The organism is Xenorhabdus koppenhoeferi (assembly GCF_900116635.1).
In the GTDB taxonomy this organism is placed as follows: Bacteria; Pseudomonadota; Gammaproteobacteria; order Enterobacterales; family Enterobacteriaceae; genus Xenorhabdus; species Xenorhabdus koppenhoeferi.
This window is the reverse complement of record NZ_FPBJ01000006.1, coordinates 84,516-105,879: the sequence shown is the minus strand read 5'-3', so window position 1 is coordinate 105,879 and position 21,364 is coordinate 84,516. Positions and strand designations below refer to the sequence as shown.

At 45.5% G+C, this 21,364-nt stretch carries 7 protein-coding genes; 3 read left to right on the top strand and 4 right to left on the bottom strand.

From position 1 onward, the window contains the following. Position 1: 1 nt before the first annotated feature. The 4 genes from BM329_RS03445 to BM329_RS03430 form a co-directional block, all read right to left on the bottom strand. Positions 2–9,994, bottom strand: a complete 9,993-nt coding sequence (locus BM329_RS03445) for a non-ribosomal peptide synthetase (protein WP_092548941.1) — start codon at positions 9,992–9,994, stop codon at positions 2–4. 36 nt (positions 9,995–10,030) lie between these two features. Further along, positions 10,031–13,270, bottom strand: coding sequence for a non-ribosomal peptide synthetase (locus tag BM329_RS03440; RefSeq protein ID WP_092548938.1), 3,240 nt, complete (start codon positions 13,268–13,270; stop codon positions 10,031–10,033). A 605-nt stretch (positions 13,271–13,875) separates the two neighbouring features. Beyond that, entirely contained in the window at positions 13,876–15,501 is a 1,626-nt protein-coding gene (locus BM329_RS03435) for a cyclic peptide export ABC transporter (protein ID WP_092548935.1), read from the bottom strand. A gap of 420 nt (positions 15,502–15,921) precedes the next feature. Beyond that, positions 15,922–16,608 carry a hypothetical protein gene (locus BM329_RS03430; RefSeq protein WP_092548933.1) on the bottom strand — a complete coding sequence of 229 codons (687 nt, stop codon included), beginning with the start codon at positions 16,606–16,608 and terminating at the stop codon, positions 15,922–15,924. A gap of 980 nt (positions 16,609–17,588) precedes the next feature. On the opposite strand from BM329_RS03430, the gene BM329_RS03425 reads away from it, so the two are divergent. From BM329_RS03425 to astD, 3 genes are read left to right on the top strand one after another with little or no spacing between them, the layout of a single operon-like run. Further along, positions 17,589–18,800: an aspartate aminotransferase family protein gene (locus BM329_RS03425; RefSeq protein WP_092548930.1), complete on the top strand. Its 1,212-nt coding sequence runs from the start codon at positions 17,589–17,591 to the stop codon at positions 18,798–18,800. Between the two features lie 20 nt (positions 18,801–18,820). After that, a complete protein-coding gene (astA, locus tag BM329_RS03420; protein WP_092548927.1) occupies positions 18,821–19,852 on the top strand; it encodes an arginine N-succinyltransferase in 1,032 nt (343 codons plus the stop codon). 27 nt (positions 19,853–19,879) lie between these two features. Beyond that, positions 19,880–21,364 carry a succinylglutamate-semialdehyde dehydrogenase gene (gene astD / locus BM329_RS03415; RefSeq protein WP_092548924.1) on the top strand — a complete coding sequence of 495 codons (1,485 nt, stop codon included), beginning with the start codon at positions 19,880–19,882 and terminating at the stop codon, positions 21,362–21,364.

The following is a 21,364-nucleotide window of genomic DNA, read 5'->3' as shown; positions in this document are numbered from 1 at the left end:
ATTAATTATCTCCGTTTAACAGGGCGCGCAGTTCATCTTCAGACAAGTTCTCCAATTCTTTTTGCAGCGATTCGATATCTTCTGGTGCGAAAAAGGTCTCAATTTGTCTTGATGCGATAAGTTCAGCGAGTTCAGAAAGGGTTGGGTGCGCAAAGATGTCCGGTATTGATATTTCGAGGTGAAATTCATCACGTAGTCTTGCCATTAACTGAATAATGGATAAGGAGTTTCCACCCAGATCAAAGAAGCTGTCATGGCGTCCCACCTGTTCTAATTTCAATAAGGTCTGGAGGATAACGGCAACCTGCTGCTCAATTTCCCCTTCTGGCGCTTCGTATGCATGACTGGCGATGGCGGTACGATCAGGTGCCGGCAGTGCTTTGCGATTGACTTTTCCACTTGCAGTCAGCGGGAAAGCGTCCAGAATGACAAATGCGTTGGGCATCATGTAGGCAACCAGATGGGTGTTAAGCTGTTCACGCAGGCTATTGACATCTGGTGTAACATCGGGTTGCGGAATAACATAGGCCACCAGTCGCTTATCACCGTTATCTTCTTCACGAGCCACAACCAGCGCTTCCCTAACACCGGGGCAGGCCAGCAATTGCGTTTCAATCTCTCCCAGTTCAATGCGAAAGCCACGGATTTTGACCTGAAAATCATTGCGTCCCAGATATTCAATGGTGCCATCAGGCAGCCAGCGCCCCAAATCACCCGTTTTATACATGCGGGCATCGGGATATTTGCTGAATGGATTGGAAACAAACTTCTCCGCAGTTAAATCTGGTTGGTTCAGATAACCACGGGCAACACCCGTACCGGCAATATAGATCTCTCCGCTCACACCGAAAGGAGCCGGATGACCAAGGGTGTCCAGAATATAGATTTGAGTATTGGCGTTTGGATAGCCAATCGGAATAACGTCGTTGATTAGATTGGAGCGGTTATCGATCAGGTGAGTGGCTATCACCGTTGTCTCAGTTGGGCCATAAGTATTTATCCAGCGGCAGTTCTGAACCTCTGGAAGCGACTGCCAATCCATCAAATGGTGGTATTCCGCCTTCTCTCCACCAACAATAAGTGCCCGTAAATGGGGGCTGAAACCAACACGACCCGCTTTCATTTCCTGTACCCAGTGATGCCAGAAAGCCGTCGGCAGATCGATAATTGTGATTTTTTGTTGATTCAGATAATCAACAAATGCCGTATCCGGTACACGAATATGCGCAGGACGCAGGACAAGTGTTACCCCTGCTGCCAGTGTCGGGAAAATATCCGAAACTGAAGTATCGAACGCCACAGTGGCAAATTGCAGGATGCGATCCCCGACCTGAGGCTGGCTGATATGATATTGAGCATGGATAAAGCCCACCACATTGCGGTGTTCAATCATCACGCCTTTTGGCTGCCCTGTTGAGCCGGAGGTATAAATGATATAGGCCAGATGGTGTGGTTTAATCCCCAATTGTTCGGCATCAGGATTATGCACCGGCTGTTGTGTCATGCTGTTCCGGTGGGTGGCTCCATCCAGTAACCAGAAGGACACGTTCTGTAGCGGTAAGCGAGCCTGCAAATGTTGCTGGGTCAGCAGTAATACCGGTTTGCTGTCAGATAACTGATAGGCCAGTCGATCAATCGGATATTCTGGATCGAGCGGAACATAGTTCGCACCGGCCTTGAGAATCCCCAGCATGGCAATGATCATATCCGGACTGCGTTCAACACACAGCGCCACGTGATCATCAGGGCGCACGCCGAAGGCAATCAGGCTATGTGCCAGTTGGTTGGCGTGGTAATTCAGCTCTGAGTAACTCAGTTCGGCATCACCAGACACCAGCGCAATAGTATCAGGTGTCCGAGCCGCTTGTTGCTCAACTAATTGGTGAATCAGCATATCCTGTGGATAGGTTTGCTCAGTGTCGTTAAAATCCGCCAATAGTTGATTGCGCTCTGCCAAAGGCAGAATTTCGATGGCTTCAATTGACTGACCCGGCGCATGTTGCAATGCGGATACAATCTCTTTCAGCGCAATTTCCATATAAGCATTCAGACGAGCCGGATCGATCTGCTGACTGCATTGTGCGGTGAGAGCGAATCCATCATCAAAATCATCCACGTCCAGCGACAGCGGATAGTTACTGCGCTCTTCCCCACTGAGAATTTCCATGCCTTCCCAGACCTGTGATGTTAATTCCGTTTCGTCACGCGGGCTATGGCGGAAATTGAGCAGGCTGTTAAATAATGGCAATGGTGCCTGAATACCGCTGCAACGCTGGGCAACTGCCAGTGGCGCTTGTTCGTGATCCAGTAATTCACTCAGTTGCTGATAGGTTTCCTGGACAACTTGCTGAACCGAACGCGCCTGTAAACGAACCCGGACAGGCAGGGTATTGATAAACATGCCGAGCACTTGTGAAGCACCGATCCCGCCTTGTAAACGTCCCAGCAGAACGGTCCCGAATACCACGTCATCCCGTCCACTGCATTTCGCCAGTACTTGTGCCCATGCAACATGGAACAATACCGCCACACTCATGCCCTGTTGCTGGGCGCACTCCCGCAGATTGTGAGCCAAGTCGTTATCAAGCGTGATGATCTCTTCCACTATTTCGTTATGTTGGCTTTCATCATGGTTGCTACTTTCATGACCACCATTTTGTACATCCAGCAATCCGAATGGCAGAGTGGGTTCGTCTACATCTCCCAGCAATTTTCGGAAATAGTCCTGATGTACTTCCGGCGGTACACTGCGGGTTTGGGCGATGAAATTACGATAAGGCAGCGGAGTCGGTAAGCTGTTTTCTTTTCCCAAAAACAGGGCTTTCATTTCATTGAAAATCATATCCAGTGAGACGTGATCGCAAACTAAATGGTGATGCAGTAAGGAGAGTAACCATTGTCCCGATTCAGGATCGTGAGCGATATGTGCTTTCAGAAGCGGCGCTTTGGTGATATCCATCCGTACTGTGCGCGGATCGGTGAGTCGGCGTAATTGTGTTTCAGCGCTTTCTTCGGTGGATAATGTGAGTTCTGTCATTGGCAGCGGCGCACGGCGATAGACCACTTGTACGGGTTCCGGCAACTCCTGCCAATGGACAGCACTGCGCAGGATATCGTGCCGGTCAATCACTTGCTGGAATACGTGTAAGAAATTATCCAGGCGTGTCCGGCTGTCAAAAGCCATAAGCTGGCTGTCCAGATAGATATCACCTTCTGTTTCCAGCAAATGGTGGAACAGGATGCCTGCCTGCAATGGTCCCAGAGGATAAATATCCTGAATATTTGTGATACCCTCCGGCACGAGGTTAACTAGGCTGTCAATCTGGTCTTGCTTCAATTCCACCAGTGGCAGCATGTCGGGTGTAATGGCCTGATTATTTTCGCGGATCAGATTCGGCGGAACAGTCAGTGAGGTGACACCTTGAACGATATTCTGATTTAAACGGGCACTCATGGCTGCCAGTGTTGGCGCAGAGAAGACTGCGCTGACTTCAAGGGACAGGTTAAGCTGACGCAGTTCTTCGATAAGATTGACTACTAGCAGCGAATGTCCGCCCAGCTCAAAGAAATTGTCATGACGTCCCACCTGTTCCAGCCCCAGCAGGGATTGCCAGACCACAGCCAGTTGTTGTTCGGTTTCACCTTGTGGCGCTTCATATTCACGGCTGACGATGGCTGAGTGATCCGGTGCCGGCAGTGCTTTGCGATCCAGTTTTCCGTTGGCGGACAGCGGGAAAGCATCCAGCATGACAAACGCACTGGGCAGCATATGTTCCATCAGGCTGGTGCTCAATTGCTCACGTAATTGAAATGGGCTAAGGGTCACGCCTGACTGTGGGATCAGGTAAGCAACCAGACGCTTATCTCCTGGGCCTTCTTCGCGGGCAATCACGACGGCGTCACTGACACCTTCACACGCTGCCAGTTGTGTTTCAATTTCGCCGAGTTCAATCCTGAAACCGCGTATCTTGACCTGAAAGTCATTGCGGCCCAGATATTCAATCGTGCCATTGGGCAGCCAGCGTCCCAGATCGCCGGTTTTGTACATGCGGGCATCAGGCTGTTTGCTGAATGGATCGGAAACGAATTTCTCTTCTGTTAAATCTGGTCGGTTCAGATAGCCACGGGCAACCCCTGCGCCGCCGATATGAATTTCTCCGCTGGTGCCAATAGGAACGGGCTGACCGTGTGTATCCAAAATATAAATACAGCTATTGGGCAACGGATAACCAATCGGAATGGAGTTTTCGAAAGCAACAGCGTCTTTGTTATCCAGTTTCAGTGTGGTGGCAATCACCGTGGTTTCGGTTGGGCCATAAGAGTTAATCCAGCGGCAGGATTGTGTTTCAGAACTGGACAACCAATTTATTAAATGGCGGTATTCTGCTTTCTCACCACCCACAATAATGGTGCGTAAGTCAGGGCTGAAACCACTGCGACCTGCCATCATCTCTTGTACCCAGTGATGCCAGAACGCGGTTGGCATATCTATGATAGTGATTTTCTGCTCGCGCAAGAATGAGACAAATGTCATATCCGGTATTCTGATATGCGCAGGACGCAGCACCAACGTGGCGCCGGATGCGAGAGTCGGGAAAATATCAGAGACTGATGTATCAAATGCCACGGTGGCAAATTGCAGGATACGATCCCCCGCTTTGGGTTCGCTGGTTTTGTGTTGCGCGTGGATAAAGTTCACCACATTGCGGTGTTCCAGCATTACCCCTTTGGGTTGTCCGGTTGAACCGGAGGTGTAAATAATATAAGCCAGATGATGCGGCTGAAGCCCCATTTGGCGGGCATCAGGGTTATGGCTGGGTTGTTGTGCGACTGCATTGCGGTGGTTTGCATCATCCAGCAGCAGGACGGGGATGTCTTGTACTGGTAAGTGGACCTGCAAATGTTGCTGAGTCAGCAATAATGCAGGTTTACTGTCTGACAACTGATAGGCCAGTCGTTCGCTCGGGTATTCCGGATCGAGAGGAATATAGCCCGCACCCGCCTTGAGTATACCGTACATGCCAATGATCATCTCCGCACTGCGGTCAACACAGATAGCAATACGGTCATCAGGGCGTACACCAGAAGCGATCAGATAATGTGCCAGTTGGTTGGCATGGTGGTTGAGTTCGGCATAACTCAGTTGGCTATCGCCAAATATCAGCGCAGTTGCATCGGGAGTCCGCGCTACTTGTTGTTCGAACAGTTGATGAATCAACTTATCTTGTGGATAACTCAGCACAGTATCGTTGAATTCCACCAACAATTGGTTGCGCTGTTGCGGTTGTAACAGCGGCAGATCTTCCACTCGCTGTGAATCATCCTCAACCATTGCCGCCAGCAGGGTTTGCAGATAACTGGCAAGGCGCTCAATGCTGGTACGATCAAACAGATCACTGGCATATTCCAGTTCGCCGACTAACCCATTTTCGGTATCATTCATGGAAAGTGACAGATCAAAATGGGTACTTTGGCGGGTAGAAGGTAGTTCATCCAGCGTTAAATCCGATAACTCAAGCGATTGCTGTATTGGCGTGTTATCCAGCGCGAGCATGACCTGAAAAATCGGACTATGGCTCAGGCTGCGTGGTGGTTGCAGGGTTTCAACCAGTTGCTCGAATGGCAGATCCTGATGGATATAGGCTTCCAGTGCATGGGCTTTCACTTGTGCCAGTAACGAGCTGACTGTGGGGTTATCTTCCAGTTTAACCCTGAGTGCCAGCGTATTGGCGAAGAAACCGATCAAGGGTTCTAATTCATTGTGCTGCCGGTTGGCGACGGGTGTCCCAATAACAATATCCTGTTGTCCGCTGATGCGGGAAAGCAGAATTGACCAGGCGGTCAGTAATGTCATAAATAGGGTGGAGCTATGGCGTTGGCTGAGTGCTTTCAGGCCTTCACTCAACACAGGGGAGAGGGTAAATGTCACATGATCCCCGCGATAGCTCTGCACCGCAGGGCGTGCTTTGTCTGTGGGCAGTTCCAATAACGCCGGCGCACCTTGTAGGGCATCACGCCAGAAATTCAGTTGTCTTTCCAGTACTTCGCCCTGTAGCCACTGACGTTGCCAAAGGGCGTAGTCTGCATATTGCACCATCAGTTCTGGCAGAGGATCGGGCTGTCCCTGATGAAAAGCACGGTAAAGGGTAGTCAGTTCATACATCAGGACATTCAGTGACCAGCCATCTGAAATCATATGGTGCTGAGTCAATAACACGACATGTTCGTCGTTTGCGAGTTTCAGCAGTTGACCACGTATCAATGGATCTGTTTCAAAGTCAAACGGGTGATGGCTTTCAAATTGGGCCGCTTCGTTAATAGCAGCGTGCTTTTCTGTTTCAGCTAACTGGCTGAGATCGCTGAATCTTAAATTAAAGCCACAGTCAGCATCGGCAATCACTTGTTGAGCGACCCCATCCACCATTTTGATCGTCGTGCGCAAAATCTCATGGCGGGCAATAATTCTGTCCAGCGTCGCTTGCAGCGCACTCTGACTCAGGTTGCCTTTCAGACGCAATCCGCCGGAAATGTGATAGGCGGTCTGAGCGGCAGAATCTAACTGAGCCAGAAACCACAGACGTTGTTGCGCCCAGGATAGTGGCAGCGCTTGCTGTCGGCTGGCAGGTAATATTGTTAATTGCTGTGCTGATTGTTGTGCTGTCTTATTGGCTGAGTGTAACGATTGCGCTAAATCGGCCAGAATGGGATGAGTGAACAGATCCTGCAAATCTAGCTGAATATTCAGTGACTGACGTAAACGCGAAGCCATTTGCACGGTCAGTAAAGAGTGCCCGCCCAATTCAAAGAAGTTGTCATGACGTCCTACCTGCTCCAGCCTCAGCAGAGATTGCCAGACTTCTGCTATTTTCTGTTCGGTTTCACCTTGGGGGGCTTCATATTCACGGCTGGCAATGGCAGTGCGATCAGGTTCAGGCAGGGCTTTGCGATCCAATTTACCGCTTCCGGTCAGCGGGAAAGCCTCCAGCATCACAAATGCGCTGGGGATCATGTACTCCGCCAAGTAGGTACTTAGTTGTTCACGTAGCTGCGCGGGTTTCAGTGTCACATCAGGCTGTGGTATCAGATAAGCCACCAGACGTTTATCGCCGCTTGTTTCTTCGCGGGCAACGACGACCGCATCCTTGACACCTGCGCAGGCGGCCAGTTGTGCTTCTATTTCGCCCAGTTCGATGCGGAAGCCGCGGATCTTGACCTGAAAATCATTGCGTCCCAGATATTCAATATTGCCGTCTGGCAGCCAACGCCCCAGATCGCCGGTTTTATACATGCGGGTCTCAGCGAGTTTGCTGAATGGATCGTGTACGAAACGTTCTGCGGTGAGTTCTGGCCGATTCAGATAACCCCGGGCAACACCGTCACCGCCAATGTGAATCTCTCCGCTGATGCCGACAGGGACAGGCTGACCAGAGGTGTCCAGAATATAAACTTTACTGTTGGCATTGGGATGACCAATCGGGATCATGCCTGTGGTGTGATAGAACTCCCCGCCATTCAGAATCAGGTGTGTTGCCGTAACGGTGGCTTCAGTCGGGCCATAGGTGTTGATCCAACGGCAGGCCTGAGTATCCGGTAAAGATTGCCAATCCGCCAAGTGGCGGTATTCTGCTTTCTCCCCGCCAACAATCACGGTATTCAGATAGAGGCTGAAACCAGTCCGGCCCGCTTTCATCTCTTGTACCCATTGATGCCAGAAAGCGGTCGGCACATCCATGATGGTAATTTTATGTTGATTCAATAAATCGATAAATTCTGCATCCGGTACACGAATATGAGCAGGGCGCAGAACCAAGGTTGCTCCTGCTGCCAGTGTCGGGAAAATATCCGAGACTGAAGTATCAAATGCCACAGTGGCAAATTGCAGGATGCGATCTTCTGGCCGGGGCTGGCTGATTTGATGTTGGGTATGGATGTAGCTGACGACATTGCGGTGTTCCAGCATCACTCCTTTAGGCAAACCGGTTGAGCCTGAGGTATAGATGATATAGGCCAGATGGTGTGGCAAAAGACCCAATTGGCGGACATCAGGATTGTGGTCTGGCTGTTGTGTCAGAGTAGCATGATGATTTTTATCGTCCAATAACCAGACCGGAACGTCCGCAACCGGTAAATTAGCTTGTAAGTGTTGTTGGGTCAGCAGTAACTTCGGTTTGCTGTCTGATAACTGATAAGCCAGTCGTTCGGCGGGGTATTCTGGATCTAATGGAACATAACCCGCTCCGGCTTTAAGAATGCCGAACATGCCAATTATCATATCCGGACTGCGATCAACACACAGGGCTATGCGATCGTCTGGTTGTATGCCAGATGCTATCAGGCTGTGAGCCAGTTGGTTGGCGTGTTGGTTCAGTTCCGAATAAGTCAGTTGGGTATCTTGATACACCAGTGCGATAGCGTCAGGTCTTGATTCTGCCTGTTGTTCAAACAGCTGGTGGATCAGTTTATCCTGAGCATAAACCAGTTCCGTGTTGTTAAAATCCACCAGTAATTGTTTGCGCTGTTGTGGTTCCATCAACGGTAGTTCAGCGACTCGTTGAGTGTCATTTTCTACCATTGCCGCCAGTAAGGTGTATAAGTGACCCGCCATGCGCTCAATCGTAGCATGGTCAAACAAATCACTGGCATATTCCAGATCACCCACTAAACCTTCTTCAGTCTCATCAAGGCTCAATGTCAGGTCAAAATAAGAGCTGTCCCTGATTAACGGCCGTTCATCCAGTACCAATCCGGGTAACTCAAAATGCCGTTGTCCCGGCGTATTATTTGTTGCCAACATAACCTGAAAGATTGGACTATGGCTCAAACTGCGTGATGGTTGCAGGGTTTCGACCAGTTGCTCGAAAGGCAGGTCTTGATGGGCATAAGCATTGATTGCCTGTTCTTTCACTTGTGCCAGCAGTTCACTGACGGTGGGGTTATTATGCAACTGCACCCGCAGGGCCAACGTATTGACAAACAAGCCGATTAAAGAGGCTAATTCCGGTTGCTGGCGATTGGCGACAGGAGTACCTATCACGATGTCGTCTTGACCGCTGATGCGAGATAACAAAGTGGCCCAGCCTGCCAATAACGTCATGAATAAAGTCGTACCGTGGCGTTGGCTGAGATCTTTTAATCCCGCCTGTAATGTGGGTGGCAGAGTCAGGTTTACTCGTCCGCCGATATAACTTTGTTTCGCCGGACGCGGCCGATCGGTCGGCAATTCCAAAAGAGTGGGAGCATCCTGTAAAGTGTTACGCCAGAAATCGACCTGTTTTTCCAGCTCTTTCCCTTGTGACCTGTCTTTTTGCCAAATAACATAATCTGCATATTGAATCGGCAGTGCAGGCAGGGGATCTGGCAATCCCTGACTGAATGCGTGATATAACGTGGACAGTTCCTGCATAAGCAGGTTGACTGACCAGCCATCAGATATGATGTGGTGCTGGGTTAACAGCAGTATATGCTGATCTTCTGCCAGTTTTAGCAACCGGCCTCTTGCCAACGGGCCATTGATAAAATCAAAGGGGCGGGTTGCCTCAAGATAGGCGGCTTTTTCAACCGCCGCTTGCCATGCTTCTGAAGCACCATTTTGTTCTGAAAATAATTGGCTGAGATCTTCTTGGATCAGAGAAAAACGGCAATCTGCACCATCAATGGATTGCTGTGCTTCATCTTCTACTATTGTGATAGTGGTACGCATAATTTCATGGCGCGCCACAATGCGATCCAACGCTGCCTGCAAGGCATCCAGATTTAGCTGGCCTTGTAGGTTCAAACCGGCTGACATATGGTATGCGGTCTGTGCTGCCGGATCTAACTGAGCGAGGAACCATAAGCGTTGCTGTGCCCAGGATAAGGGCACGCCATTACCACGAGCCTGAGTCATGATTTCTGTTTTTTGAACAGGCTGGCGGCTCAGTTTTGCTAATTTGGCTAACTCAAGCAGTCTTCTGCGTTCAGCTAATGGTAGAGATGAAAGCTCGTTATTATTCATTTGATTATCACCACTTAAAACAAAGTAAATTAAATGCTAATTAATTGATTTATAAATATCTTGCAGAGACTCTGGATCAAATTGCAGCAATAGAGAGTCGATGATACATTCTTCAAGTTGACAGAGAGTGGAGTGGTAAAACAGTTGATGGAGGGATAATTCAACATCAAATGTTTTTTTGATTTCTGATTGTAGCTGTAGCAGCAACAGAGAATGCCCGCCCAATTCGAAGAAGTTGTCATAGCGGCTTATCCGGTCTAGTCCCAGTAATGACTGCCAAATAGCTGCCAATTGCTCCTCGGTTTCGCCTTCCGGTGCCACATATTCCTGGGTTGACATGGCTGAATGATCAGGGGCAGGCAATGCCTTGCGATCGAGTTTGCCATTTGGCGTGAGAGGAAACGCTTCCATCATCACAAACGCACTTGGGATCATGTAATCGGCAAGTGTTTTGCTTAATTGCTCACGCAGTTGATTAATGCCCGGCAAACAATCTTGATGCGGGATGACATAGGCAACCAGACGTTTATCTCCGCTCCCGCTTTCACGGGCGACAACAACGGCTTCACGAATATCAGCACATTGGATCAGTCGGGCTTCAATCTCTCCCAGTTCAATGCGTAATCCGCGAATTTTTACCTGAAAATCATTGCGTCCCAGATAGGTGAGACTGCCATCCGGTAGCCAGCGTCCCAAATCCCCGGTTTTATACATACGGGCATCAGGGGACTGACTGAATGGATCAGAAATAAAGCGCTCTGTGGTCAGTTCCGGGCGATTGAAATAACCCCGGGCAACGCCGGCTCCGCCGATGTGAATTTCTCCGGTTCCCCCGATGGGAACAGGTTGGTTGTGTTTATCCAGTATGTAAATTTGGGTATTGGCTATCGGTCGGCCGATGGTTATCTGAGATTGAGGGTGCCCGTCCTGCTGGTTTATCAGAAGATTGGCGGATGCGGTTGACCAGATTGTGGTTTCTGTCGGCCCGTACAGATTCCACAGGCTACGGGTTTTTTCTTTTAAACGTTGGGCAAGTTCGTCAGGCAAGGCTTCTCCGCCACTGATTGCCTTAATGTTTGCGCCGGCCCAGCCGGAATCGAGTAACATTCGCCAGGCCGAGGGGGTTGCCTGCACGATGTTGATATTCTGGGTTGTGATTAACGTGGCGAGTTTCTGAGGGTCTCTGGCCGCCATTGGCGGTGCTAAAACGATGCGGTTGCCGCTGATCAAGGGCAGATAGAGTTCCAGACCGGCAATATCAAAGCCGATGGTTGTCGAGGCGAGCATCGTATCATCGGCAGTGATATGCAGTATGTCCTGCATTGAGAGAAGCAGATTCACTACATTGATATGTTCCACCATCACGCCTTTCGGCAGGCCTGTAGAGCCGGATGTATAGAGGACATAGGCTAAATGGCGGGAGGTGAGTCCCAAAAGTGCAGGCACAGGGTTTTCGCTGGACTGACGGTTTATATTGTCTTGTTCCGTTGAATTATCCAGAACCCAGACAGGAATGTCGGTGACAGGCAACTGATCCTGTAAACCGTGTTGAGTCAGCAGAACCACCGGACTGCTGTCTGAAAGAATATGGGCGAGTCTGTCTGTGGGATATTCAGGATCGAGTGGTACGTAGGCGGCACCGGCTTTCAGAATACCCAGCAGACTAATGACCATATCCGGGCTGCGCTCCATGCAGATGGCAACACGGTTATCGGGACGAACCCCAGCGTTGACAAGGGCATGGGCGAGTTGATTGGCACGTTGGTTCAATGCAGAGTAATTGAGTTGCTCATCGCCAAAACTCAGGGCAACTGCATCAGGCGTGCGTTCTGCCTGCTGCTCAATGTATTGGTGGATCAAAGCGTGTTGCGGGAAAGATTTACCGGTGTCATTGAAATCATAAAGCACTTGCCGGCGTTCTTGTTCATTCATCAATGGCAAACGATTAACCGACTGTTGTTCGTCATCCGCCATGTTTTCCAGCACAGTGGCAAGATTTTGCATGAGTCGGGAGATGAATTCATCGTCAAATACTGCGGTATCATAATAAAAGGCATAACCAACCTGATCACCGACTTCCAGAATATTGACCATTAACGGAACAGGTATATCGGCATAGAAAAGATAAGGAAAAGGCCGTAGTTCCGCATCACCCCACTGTACTGTGGCATCATGGTTTTCTGCCATCCAGAGAGCGGTAAGATCACCGACATATCTGGCTTTTTGGAAGATCATGACGGTTTGGAAAACAGGGTGGACTGCCGTATTGCGTTGTAATTGCAGTTGTTCCAGTACCTTAGTGAAGGGATATTTTTGATTCTCAATACCCTGACGGATAGTTTTTGCCGCTTGTAAGATATGCTGTTGTACTGTCATATCGCCGTCTATCTGGCTGCGTAAAGCGATTGGGTTGATAAACTCTCCGACCAGTTTTCCCCAGCGGGCACGGCCCCTGCCCGGCATAATAGAACCAATGATGATGTCGTCCTGTTCGGTGTAGTGGCTCAGGAGGATTTGGTATGCAGCAAGCAGGATAGCAAACAGGCTGTTATCATACTTAAGTGCCATCGTTTGCAGTTTATGTGACAGTGAGGGGTGCAGGATTTTGTTTAAAGCGATTTTCCCTGTGGCTGGCCGGACGTGGTTTTTAGGCGGCCATTGTGATACAGCTAAATTACCCGCTAATTTATCTTGCCAAAATTGTTGTTGTTTTTTAGCACTGGCGCTTGTTAGCCATTTTTGTTGCCATTCCACATAATCGTTAAAGTTATTTTCTGATTCAGGCTCCAGAGGTTTACCAGAAAGCAGTGCATCGAGTTCATCCAGTAGTATCCAATAAGACCAGCCATCAACGGCCATATGGTCAAAGGTCAGTACCATCACGCTTTCTTGTTGATTGCACTGGTACCAACTGGCATAAACCCGAAGGGGATGTTCTAAATTGAACAGATGCCAACAATCGTCCTGAACTCGTTGTTGAAGCGATTTTTCACTGAGATGTTGAGCATTATGTACGGTAAGTGTGATTTTACAATTATCGGCTATGCAATAACCCAGTTTGCCGTTATATAGACCAAAACTTGCTCGCAGTAGTGGGTGTCTTTGCACTAATTTATTGAGAGCTTCTTCTAATCGTTTGGCTGTTAGGCCTTTAATGCGAGCACAAAATGCACTATTATTTTGACCGCGTTTGTCAGGGTCAATTTGATATTGAAACCAGCGGCTACTTTGCGCTTCCGATAAAGGAAATGATTTCAATTTTTCAGGGTAATTCATTCTATAGCTCCCTTTTTATGGGTATATTAAAAATGAAAACATGAGAACTGATAAAACAAAAAATCACACTTGAAGTTAAACTAATAAAAATAACTCTCCGAAATAGATTGATAATCTATTTCTGTTAGTAAGAAGTTTTGGCACACCCAGAACAAACGACATAAAAATACCTGACCATTCTAATAAAAAAGAACAGTCTTATTTTAAATGTGTCACCTAATTCCTTTTCAGTTCCGAAAGGGATTAGGTTCTGTACGATATTAGATGATTCTACATTAAATTATTTTATTCCACATTTATAATAATGTTTTTCTAACGCATCTAATTTTATTATGGGTGTTATACACTTCGTCTTTCAAACTGCCTCTTTGTTGGCTGTGCTCGCTCACCCCGGTCACATAGTTATCTATGCTCCAGGGGATTCGTTCCTTGCCGTCGCGCTGCATCTTGAAATCCAATGGGTATATATGTATTAAGTTTTATTAGATTTGGTGATTTTTCCTTCATATTTTAACTCAAAATACATTGGATATAGAAAGTGAAATAAGAGCCTATATTATTAGGCTCTTTGTGATGAGCTTCACTTAATTTTGTTTTTAAATGGATTAATGGATTTTATTGCTTATTTCTTTAATATTACCATCTTCTAATTTTATAATACGGTCGGCAACATCAAAGTAAGCATCATCATGACTGATAATGATGACAGTTTTACCATTAGTTTTTAATTCAGGCAATAATTCAGTATAGAATAAACGTTTAAATACGGGATCTTGGTCTGCGGCCCATTCATCAAACAGATAAACAGGACGATCTTCCAAATAAGCCGAGACTAAAGCCAGCCGTTTCCGTTGACCTGCCGAAAGATTGGTTGTGGAAAAACCACCATCAACGATTTTAACTTTGTGCGCCATGTTTAATGCTTCAATATAATGTGTCGCTTTTTCGGTAACGTCCGAATCACTATTGAGCAATTGCTCGAATAAATGATAATCAGAAAAGACAGCGGAAAAGAATTGGCGGTAATGTTCATTATTGGCGGGTGTGACTTTTACCCCATTGAGTGAAATAGAGCCGGACTCTTGTTCAAACAAACCGATAAGTAACATCGCGAGTGTTGTTTTACCGCTACCATTACCACCGACAATAAAAACAATTTCACCTTGTGATATTTTCAGACTCAATGGGCCGAGTGCGAACTGTCGATCCTCTTTATCCGTCGTGTAATGGTGGACGACATCTTTCAGCTCAAGTTCCATTGAGTGTTGATTATAGAATGGATTAGAACCTTCAGCTTGCACGGACATAGCTTCTTCTAACTCATCGTCAAGACGGCGCATTTTATTCAATGAAACTTCTGCTTCTCTTAATTCAGGGATTGCCCCAATCACTTCGCTGATAGGACCTGATAAGAAGAGAACAAGTAATGAGACAGTAAATAGCGTTGATGGCTCTTGAGGAAGCCAAATAGGAACGACAAAAACGATGATGCCAATAGTGACATAGAAGGTGACGGAACTGGCATTTATGACCCATGCATAGTTGGAATTCGCTTTGATACAGATCTCTTGGAATACCTTGGCTGCTGGTGCGATAACTTTATCGATAAAAAGATTGCCTTTTTGTTTATTGAGTTGTAGTTCTTTGCTGCCATCAATCAGGCTTTGGAAATTAAGGTATATCTTATCCACTTGATCACGCATTAATGTCATCAGGTGTAATGGATATTTTTCCCATATATAAAACAGATACATTGAAATAAGGCTTAATATAGCCAAAATGACAAACAATTCCCAGGATATCCAGGCTAAATAACTAAAGCAGGCCAAGATTAAGGTGACATTACCAAAAACGCTGGGTGCCAGCATAAAGGAGTGTACAAATACATCGACATCTTTAGTTAAAACTGCCAATAAGCCGTGTCGCCCAAGTTTATGCAGTTTTTTTAGTGGAGCACGTAGAATTTTATTACTCAAACTCAGACGCAATGAATAAATTGTAGCTTGTGCTAAATGAGATAATGTGATTTCTGATACAGTTTTAGTAATAAAAAATATAAAGCATATACCAAAAAAGCCTAAAAGAAACATAGTCAGGTTGATCTGTTCTGTAACACCCTGGCTGATCATGCCAACTATAGAAGCACCGGCAAACCCACTAATTAATGCGCTTATTGTCGATACCAGCAGTAACACCCAAGATTGACGATATAAATAAGCTATCAGAGTCATAAAAAACAAGCCATTGTCAAAGGTTATAATTAATATGAAAATTCATATATCTGTTTACACAATCCACTATGGTTGTTTTTTTCTGATCAAACTGCAAGCGTGATTTATAGCATGGCAATATTAATAAATATAATTTAAATTAAAAATATTTTCTAATGTAAATGGTAACCTAATTTAATTAAGTAGATAAATTATCTTAGGTATATTTTTACACGTAAATAAAAATACTATCATAATCACAATGCTATATCATCAATTAGCTGTTTTTGTTCAATAAAGTGGCTTGGTAGCCACTTTATGTTTTAGTGTAAGATAATAAATATACACTTCGTCTTTTAGTTTCAACTTGAAATCCAATGGGTATACATTGGGTTTAATTAAATTGAATGACAGGAAGTACCCAATGAAAAAATTAAGTAATCAGTAATTGCAACCTGCCATAAAATAATATTTTTCATTACGAAACCCCCATTTTTCATTTTGATCAGGTTCTAATAACATATGGCCTTCTTTAAAACTAAAACCATATTCACGGTAAACATCTCTGGCATTAGGTGCTGGTGTCAATTTGATATTTCCATTTTTACCTAGTTCGTTTGATTTATTTACTGCATGCTCTATCAGTAATATACCACAGCGTCTTATACCGATATGCATAATGAAATCCTGAATTTTAGCCGGCTCTGTGATTCTTAGAAAATCATTGGTGAGCATCAATATACCAATTGGTGTTTCTTGATAAAACATAACATAAAAATAATGGTTTATTGTATTTGAAATGCCGTCAAAGTTACTGTATATAATATCATTCATATCACAAAGTAATCTGTAGGTCATTTTACCTCGTGAATACCAATTTTTCTGGTCTTTATTTAACTCTTCTGTTTGTTTCGGCTCTATAAGCCAATCACCATTAATGATATTCGTTCTTATTTTATTAACAAAATATATAGCATCTTGATGTCCAACTTCTCTGATAGTGATGTAATCTTTAACATTAAATGTGCCTGACGCTACCTCTGGGCTTGATCCATAGCAAGCGAGCCGGGTCAATGGCTCTTCTATTCTTGAGTCTAATATACTGAAAAATTTTGATTTAAGTATCATTATGAACCTTCCAATAATAATGTAAACTACATTAATGTAATTTTTTTAAATAAAATTTAATAAGTTTAATTCATCTATTTTTTCCACTCTCTACTATTATTTTGCGGGTTGCGAAAAAACTGTATTCAATAATGTTTCAACAAATAAATAAGCATTCAGAATGTTAGGGCACTTACTTACTCCTCTCAGTAAAAGGAATACAGAAATGCCATAATTGTTCAATTTTATTTAATCAACGTGTTGACTGAGGGAAATGAACGTAGCCAACAAAACTGCACTTGAAAGACGATGTGTATATTACCGTACAGTTAATCCACTGACTTAACACACCAGATAATATTATTGAAGTACTTTTCACTGAAGTACTTTTCACGAACAATGTGATACCTGACATGTGTGTAAAAAATATCGCTGATAAGATCGCCTGCCTGAAGCCAGCACATCTTTTAACAGTTACTGTATCCGGTAAGAAAAAACAGTTCTCTGATAGTTATTCTTGGTATTATTTTATTTAATACTTTGATTTTAAATAATATTATAGACATGTAGAGTAAAATTTGTTAATTGCAAACATATTTTTTAGACCATCACCATAAGTTATGGTCATGATTTATGAATAACTATTGAACAAAATTACTTCATTTAGGTTGGATTCTGTTCTGCATCTGCTTATATTTATCTTTTTATGCATAAACGATGCATAAATTGAAAATAGAGTCATTTTTATAAATTGTGAAAAACATCATAAAGTAAATTCATTGTGATTTTATTGTGTTGACTTTGTTAAAACCCAAAGAGATTATGGGATTAATTATCAATCAAAAAAGATAAAAAAGATATTGCAAGAGAGTATATTGTAAAAGCATCATTGAAAACTAATCAAAACATTGAATAGATAATCTAAATGAATCCATTAATAAAAAATTATATTTAATAATATAGAATTTAATTTTTTATCCTAATTATTTGAGGAAAAACTAATGACGAATACGATTCAAAGAAATTGGTTTGACCAGTACATGGTTCCCTGTTTTTCACCCGCGAAATTTATTCCAGTCAAGGCAAAAGGCTCTCGTGTATGGGATCAGGCTGGGAAGGAATACGTTGATTTTGCAGGCGGAATCGCCGTTAATTCATTAGGTCATGCTAATGATGAATTAAAAAATACATTAATATTTCAAATGGAAAATATATGGCATATTGGTAACGGTTACACCAATGAACCTATTTTAAAATTAGCAAAATACCTGGTTGAAAATACATTCGCAGATAAGGTTTTTTTCTGTAACTCCGGTGCGGAGGCAAATGAAGCTGCATTAAAAATTGCCAGAAAACATGCTTTAGATAAATATGGCAGTCATAAAAGCGAAATTATTTCATTCGAAAATTCGTTCCACGGTAGAACATTATTTACTGTAACGGTCGGAGGCCAGCCAAAATACTCTCAGGACTTTGCTCCTCTGCCACAACAAATTACCCACCTTCCATACAACGATATTGATGCTATCAAAGCGCATATTTCAGAAAACACCTGTGCTGTCATTGTTGAGCCTATTATTGGTGAAGGTGGTGTGATCCCTGCTGAACCTGCATTTCTGAAAGCATTGCGTGAATTGTGCGATCAACACCAGGCAGTGCTGATTTTTGATGAAATTCAAACAGGCATCGGACGTACCGGTTACTTATATGCCTATGAGGAAACTGATGTAGAACCCGATATTTTGACTACGGCTAAAGGGCTTGGTGGCGGCTTCCCGGTTGGCGCGATGTTGGTCAGGCAGTTTATCGCAGAAGCATTCCAGCCGGGTTCTCACGGTACAACATTCGGCGGAAACCCGCTGGCAGCAGCCGTTGCCAATAAAGTGATTGAAGTGGTGAATCAGCCGGCATTTCTGGCTGGCGTGCAAGAGCGTCACCATGAATTTATCCGTCGGATGTCCGAGCTTAATCAACGTTATCAAATCTTCAGTGAACTCCGCGGTAAAGGGTTATTGCTGGGGGCTGAGCTAAATGAAAAATATCAGGGCAAGGCGAAAACCCTGACCAATATAGCTGCGGAGGAGGGATTAATTGCCCTGATTGCCGGCCCTGATGTGTTGCGTTTTGCTCCTGCGTTAAACATTGAACCGCAGGATATCAATGACGGTTTCATCCGCCTTGAAAACGCCCTCAAGCGATTTGTTCAGGAATAAAGCCGATTTGAGGTGATACCATGATGCTATTTAGATCCGTTCAACATGAAGATTTAGGGGATATCCTCAATCTTTCGTCCCGTGCTGGCGTCGGCCTGACGACGTTACCGAATAATCAGGAATATCTGGCGGCACGGATTTCACGCAGCATTGATTCTTTTAACGATGCAAAGGGGCGAGCACAACAAGGTTTTTTATTTACCTTGGAAGACACGGAAAAGCATCGCGTTGTTGGTGTTAGTGCGCTGGAAGTTGCGGTCGGGCTGGAAGAGCCTTTCTACAATTTCCGCGTACAAAGATCAGTACGTTCCTCCCGTGAGTTAGGTATTTACAACACATTTGAAACGCTGATAGTGGGGCAAGATTATACTGGATGCAGTGAACTGTGTACGCTGTTCCTTGACCCTGATTATCATGGGGGGAGCAATGGTGTTTTTCTTTCCCGAAGTCGCTTTCTGTTTATTGCTGCGTTCAGGCACTTGTTCTCAAAACACATTTTTGCGGAAATGCGCGGAGTCGTGGATCAGCAAGGTGAATCTCCCTTCTGGAATGCACTGGGGCAGCACTTTTTTAATGTACCTTTCGCCGAAGCCGATTATTTGACGGTGCTTGGCTCCAAAACTTTTATTGCAGAACTGATGCCATTCCATCCAATTTATGTCCCGTTGTTGCCAGAAGAAGCGCGCCAAGCCATCGGACAAGTGCATGAAAATACTTTGCCTGCGCGCGCTATTCTGGAAAAAGAGGGGTTTGCTTACCACGAGGCGGTAGATATTTTTGATGCCGGTGCCATTCTGGACGCAGAGATAGATAACGTGCGTACAATCAAAGCCAGCCGGCTTGTACATGTTAAAAGAAGCGCCAATGTGTCCCGATCACAGGATGGACTACCGTACATTATTTCTAATCTGCATTTTCAGGATTTCAAGGCACTTCTCCTGCATATTTCTGCTCCTCAGGATAGTGATGAACTGGGGCTGACTTCCGAGGAAATGGAGGCACTCCATCTGGATGATGGCGATTCGGTACGTTTTGTTTCTCTGTTCTCCTAAACGCTTTCACAATTGAGGGTTTTCATAATGAATCATCAGGCAAATTACATTGGCGGTGAATGGATAGCAGGGCAAGGTCTGCCCGTTATTAAAAATTCTCCTGTTGACCAGCGAGTTTTATGGCAGGCAAATGGTGCTTCTGCTTCTCAGGTGGATGAAGCTTGCCAATCAGCCCGCAAGGCATTTCCTGCGTGGTCTGGGTTGGGGGTTGAACAACGTATTGCAATTATTCAGGCATTTGCTGATTTGCTGACACAGGAAAAAGAAAACATTGCCCGTGTGATCAGTGAGGAAACCAGCAAACCACTGTGGGAAACCCGGACAGAAGTCCAGTCGATGGTAGGTAAAATTGCTATCTCCGTTGAAGCATGGGAACAGCGGACAGGGTATTCCGAAACGACTATGCCCGATGGCAAAGCAATATTGCAGCATCGTCCCCACGGCGTGATGGCGGTTTTCGGTCCCTATAATTTCCCCGGTCATTTACCTAACGGGCATATTGTTCCGGCATTGATTGCCGGTAATACACTGGTATTTAAGCCCAGTGAGCTGACGCCGATAACGGCGGAGAAAACCGTTGAATTGTGGATAAAAGCGGGGTTACCTGCTGGGGTGTTGAATCTGGTTCAGGGAGGCAAGGAAACTGGCGGTGCATTGCTGGATAACCGGGAAATTGACGGCGTGTTGTTCACTGGCAGCGCGGCAACCGGATTCCACTTCCATCGTGTACTGGCGGGTCAACCAGGAAAAATGTTGGCGCTGGAGATGGGCGGTAACAATGCCTTGATTGTGGATGACTATGATTCACTTGATGCTGCCGTTTATACCATTATTCAATCTGCGTTTATTTCCGCAGGACAACGCTGTACTTGTGCCCGCAGGTTACTGGTAAAACAAGGGGCAAAAGGTGATGCGCTGATCCAACGGTTACTTGATGCTGCAAGTCAGATTATTCCAGCGCATTGGAATGCTGAACCACAGCCTTTTATGGGCGGGGTAATCTCGCTGGCTGCCGCAGAGAATCTGCTGGAAGCCCAGACTAAATTGTTGGCATTGGGCGGCGTTTCTCTGCTGACTCTGACACAGCCCGATCCTCATTCAACCTTTATGACACCGGGCATCATTGATCTGACAAATGCCAAAAGTGTTCCTGATGAAGAATATTTTGGCCCCTTACTGACATTAAGACGTTACGACACTTTCGACGAAGCCATTTCCATTGCGAATGATACGCAGTTTGGGCTGGCCACTGGCCTGATTTCTCCTGATGCCAGCCTGTTCAAGAAGTTGTTGCAGGAGGCGAGGGCCGGGATCGTGAATTGGAATAAACCGTTAACAGGGGCATCCAGCAAGGCACCTTTTGGTGGCATCGGTGCCTCGGGGAATCACCGTTCCAGTGCCTATTATGCGGCGGATTATTGTGCCTGGCCGATGGCTTCCCTGACGGCTGACAATGTAGTGTTACCTGAAACGCCGGTGCCGGGACTGAGTTTTTTAGGATGTCAGAGGTGA

Coding starts and splice junctions, on each gene's coding strand:
- BM329_RS03445 (WP_092548941.1), bottom strand. CDS start 9,994: ATGAATAATAACGAGCTTTCATCTCTACCATTAGCTGAACGCAGAAGA.
- BM329_RS03440 (WP_092548938.1), bottom strand. CDS start 13,270: ATGAATTACCCTGAAAAATTGAAATCATTTCCTTTATCGGAAGCGCAA.
- BM329_RS03435 (WP_092548935.1), bottom strand. CDS start 15,501: ATGACTCTGATAGCTTATTTATATCGTCAATCTTGGGTGTTACTGCTG.
- BM329_RS03430 (WP_092548933.1), bottom strand. CDS start 16,608: ATGATACTTAAATCAAAATTTTTCAGTATATTAGACTCAAGAATAGAA.
- BM329_RS03425 (WP_092548930.1), top strand. CDS start 17,589: ATGACGAATACGATTCAAAGAAATTGGTTTGACCAGTACATGGTTCCC.
- astA (WP_092548927.1), top strand. CDS start 18,821: ATGATGCTATTTAGATCCGTTCAACATGAAGATTTAGGGGATATCCTC.
- astD (WP_092548924.1), top strand. CDS start 19,880: ATGAATCATCAGGCAAATTACATTGGCGGTGAATGGATAGCAGGGCAA.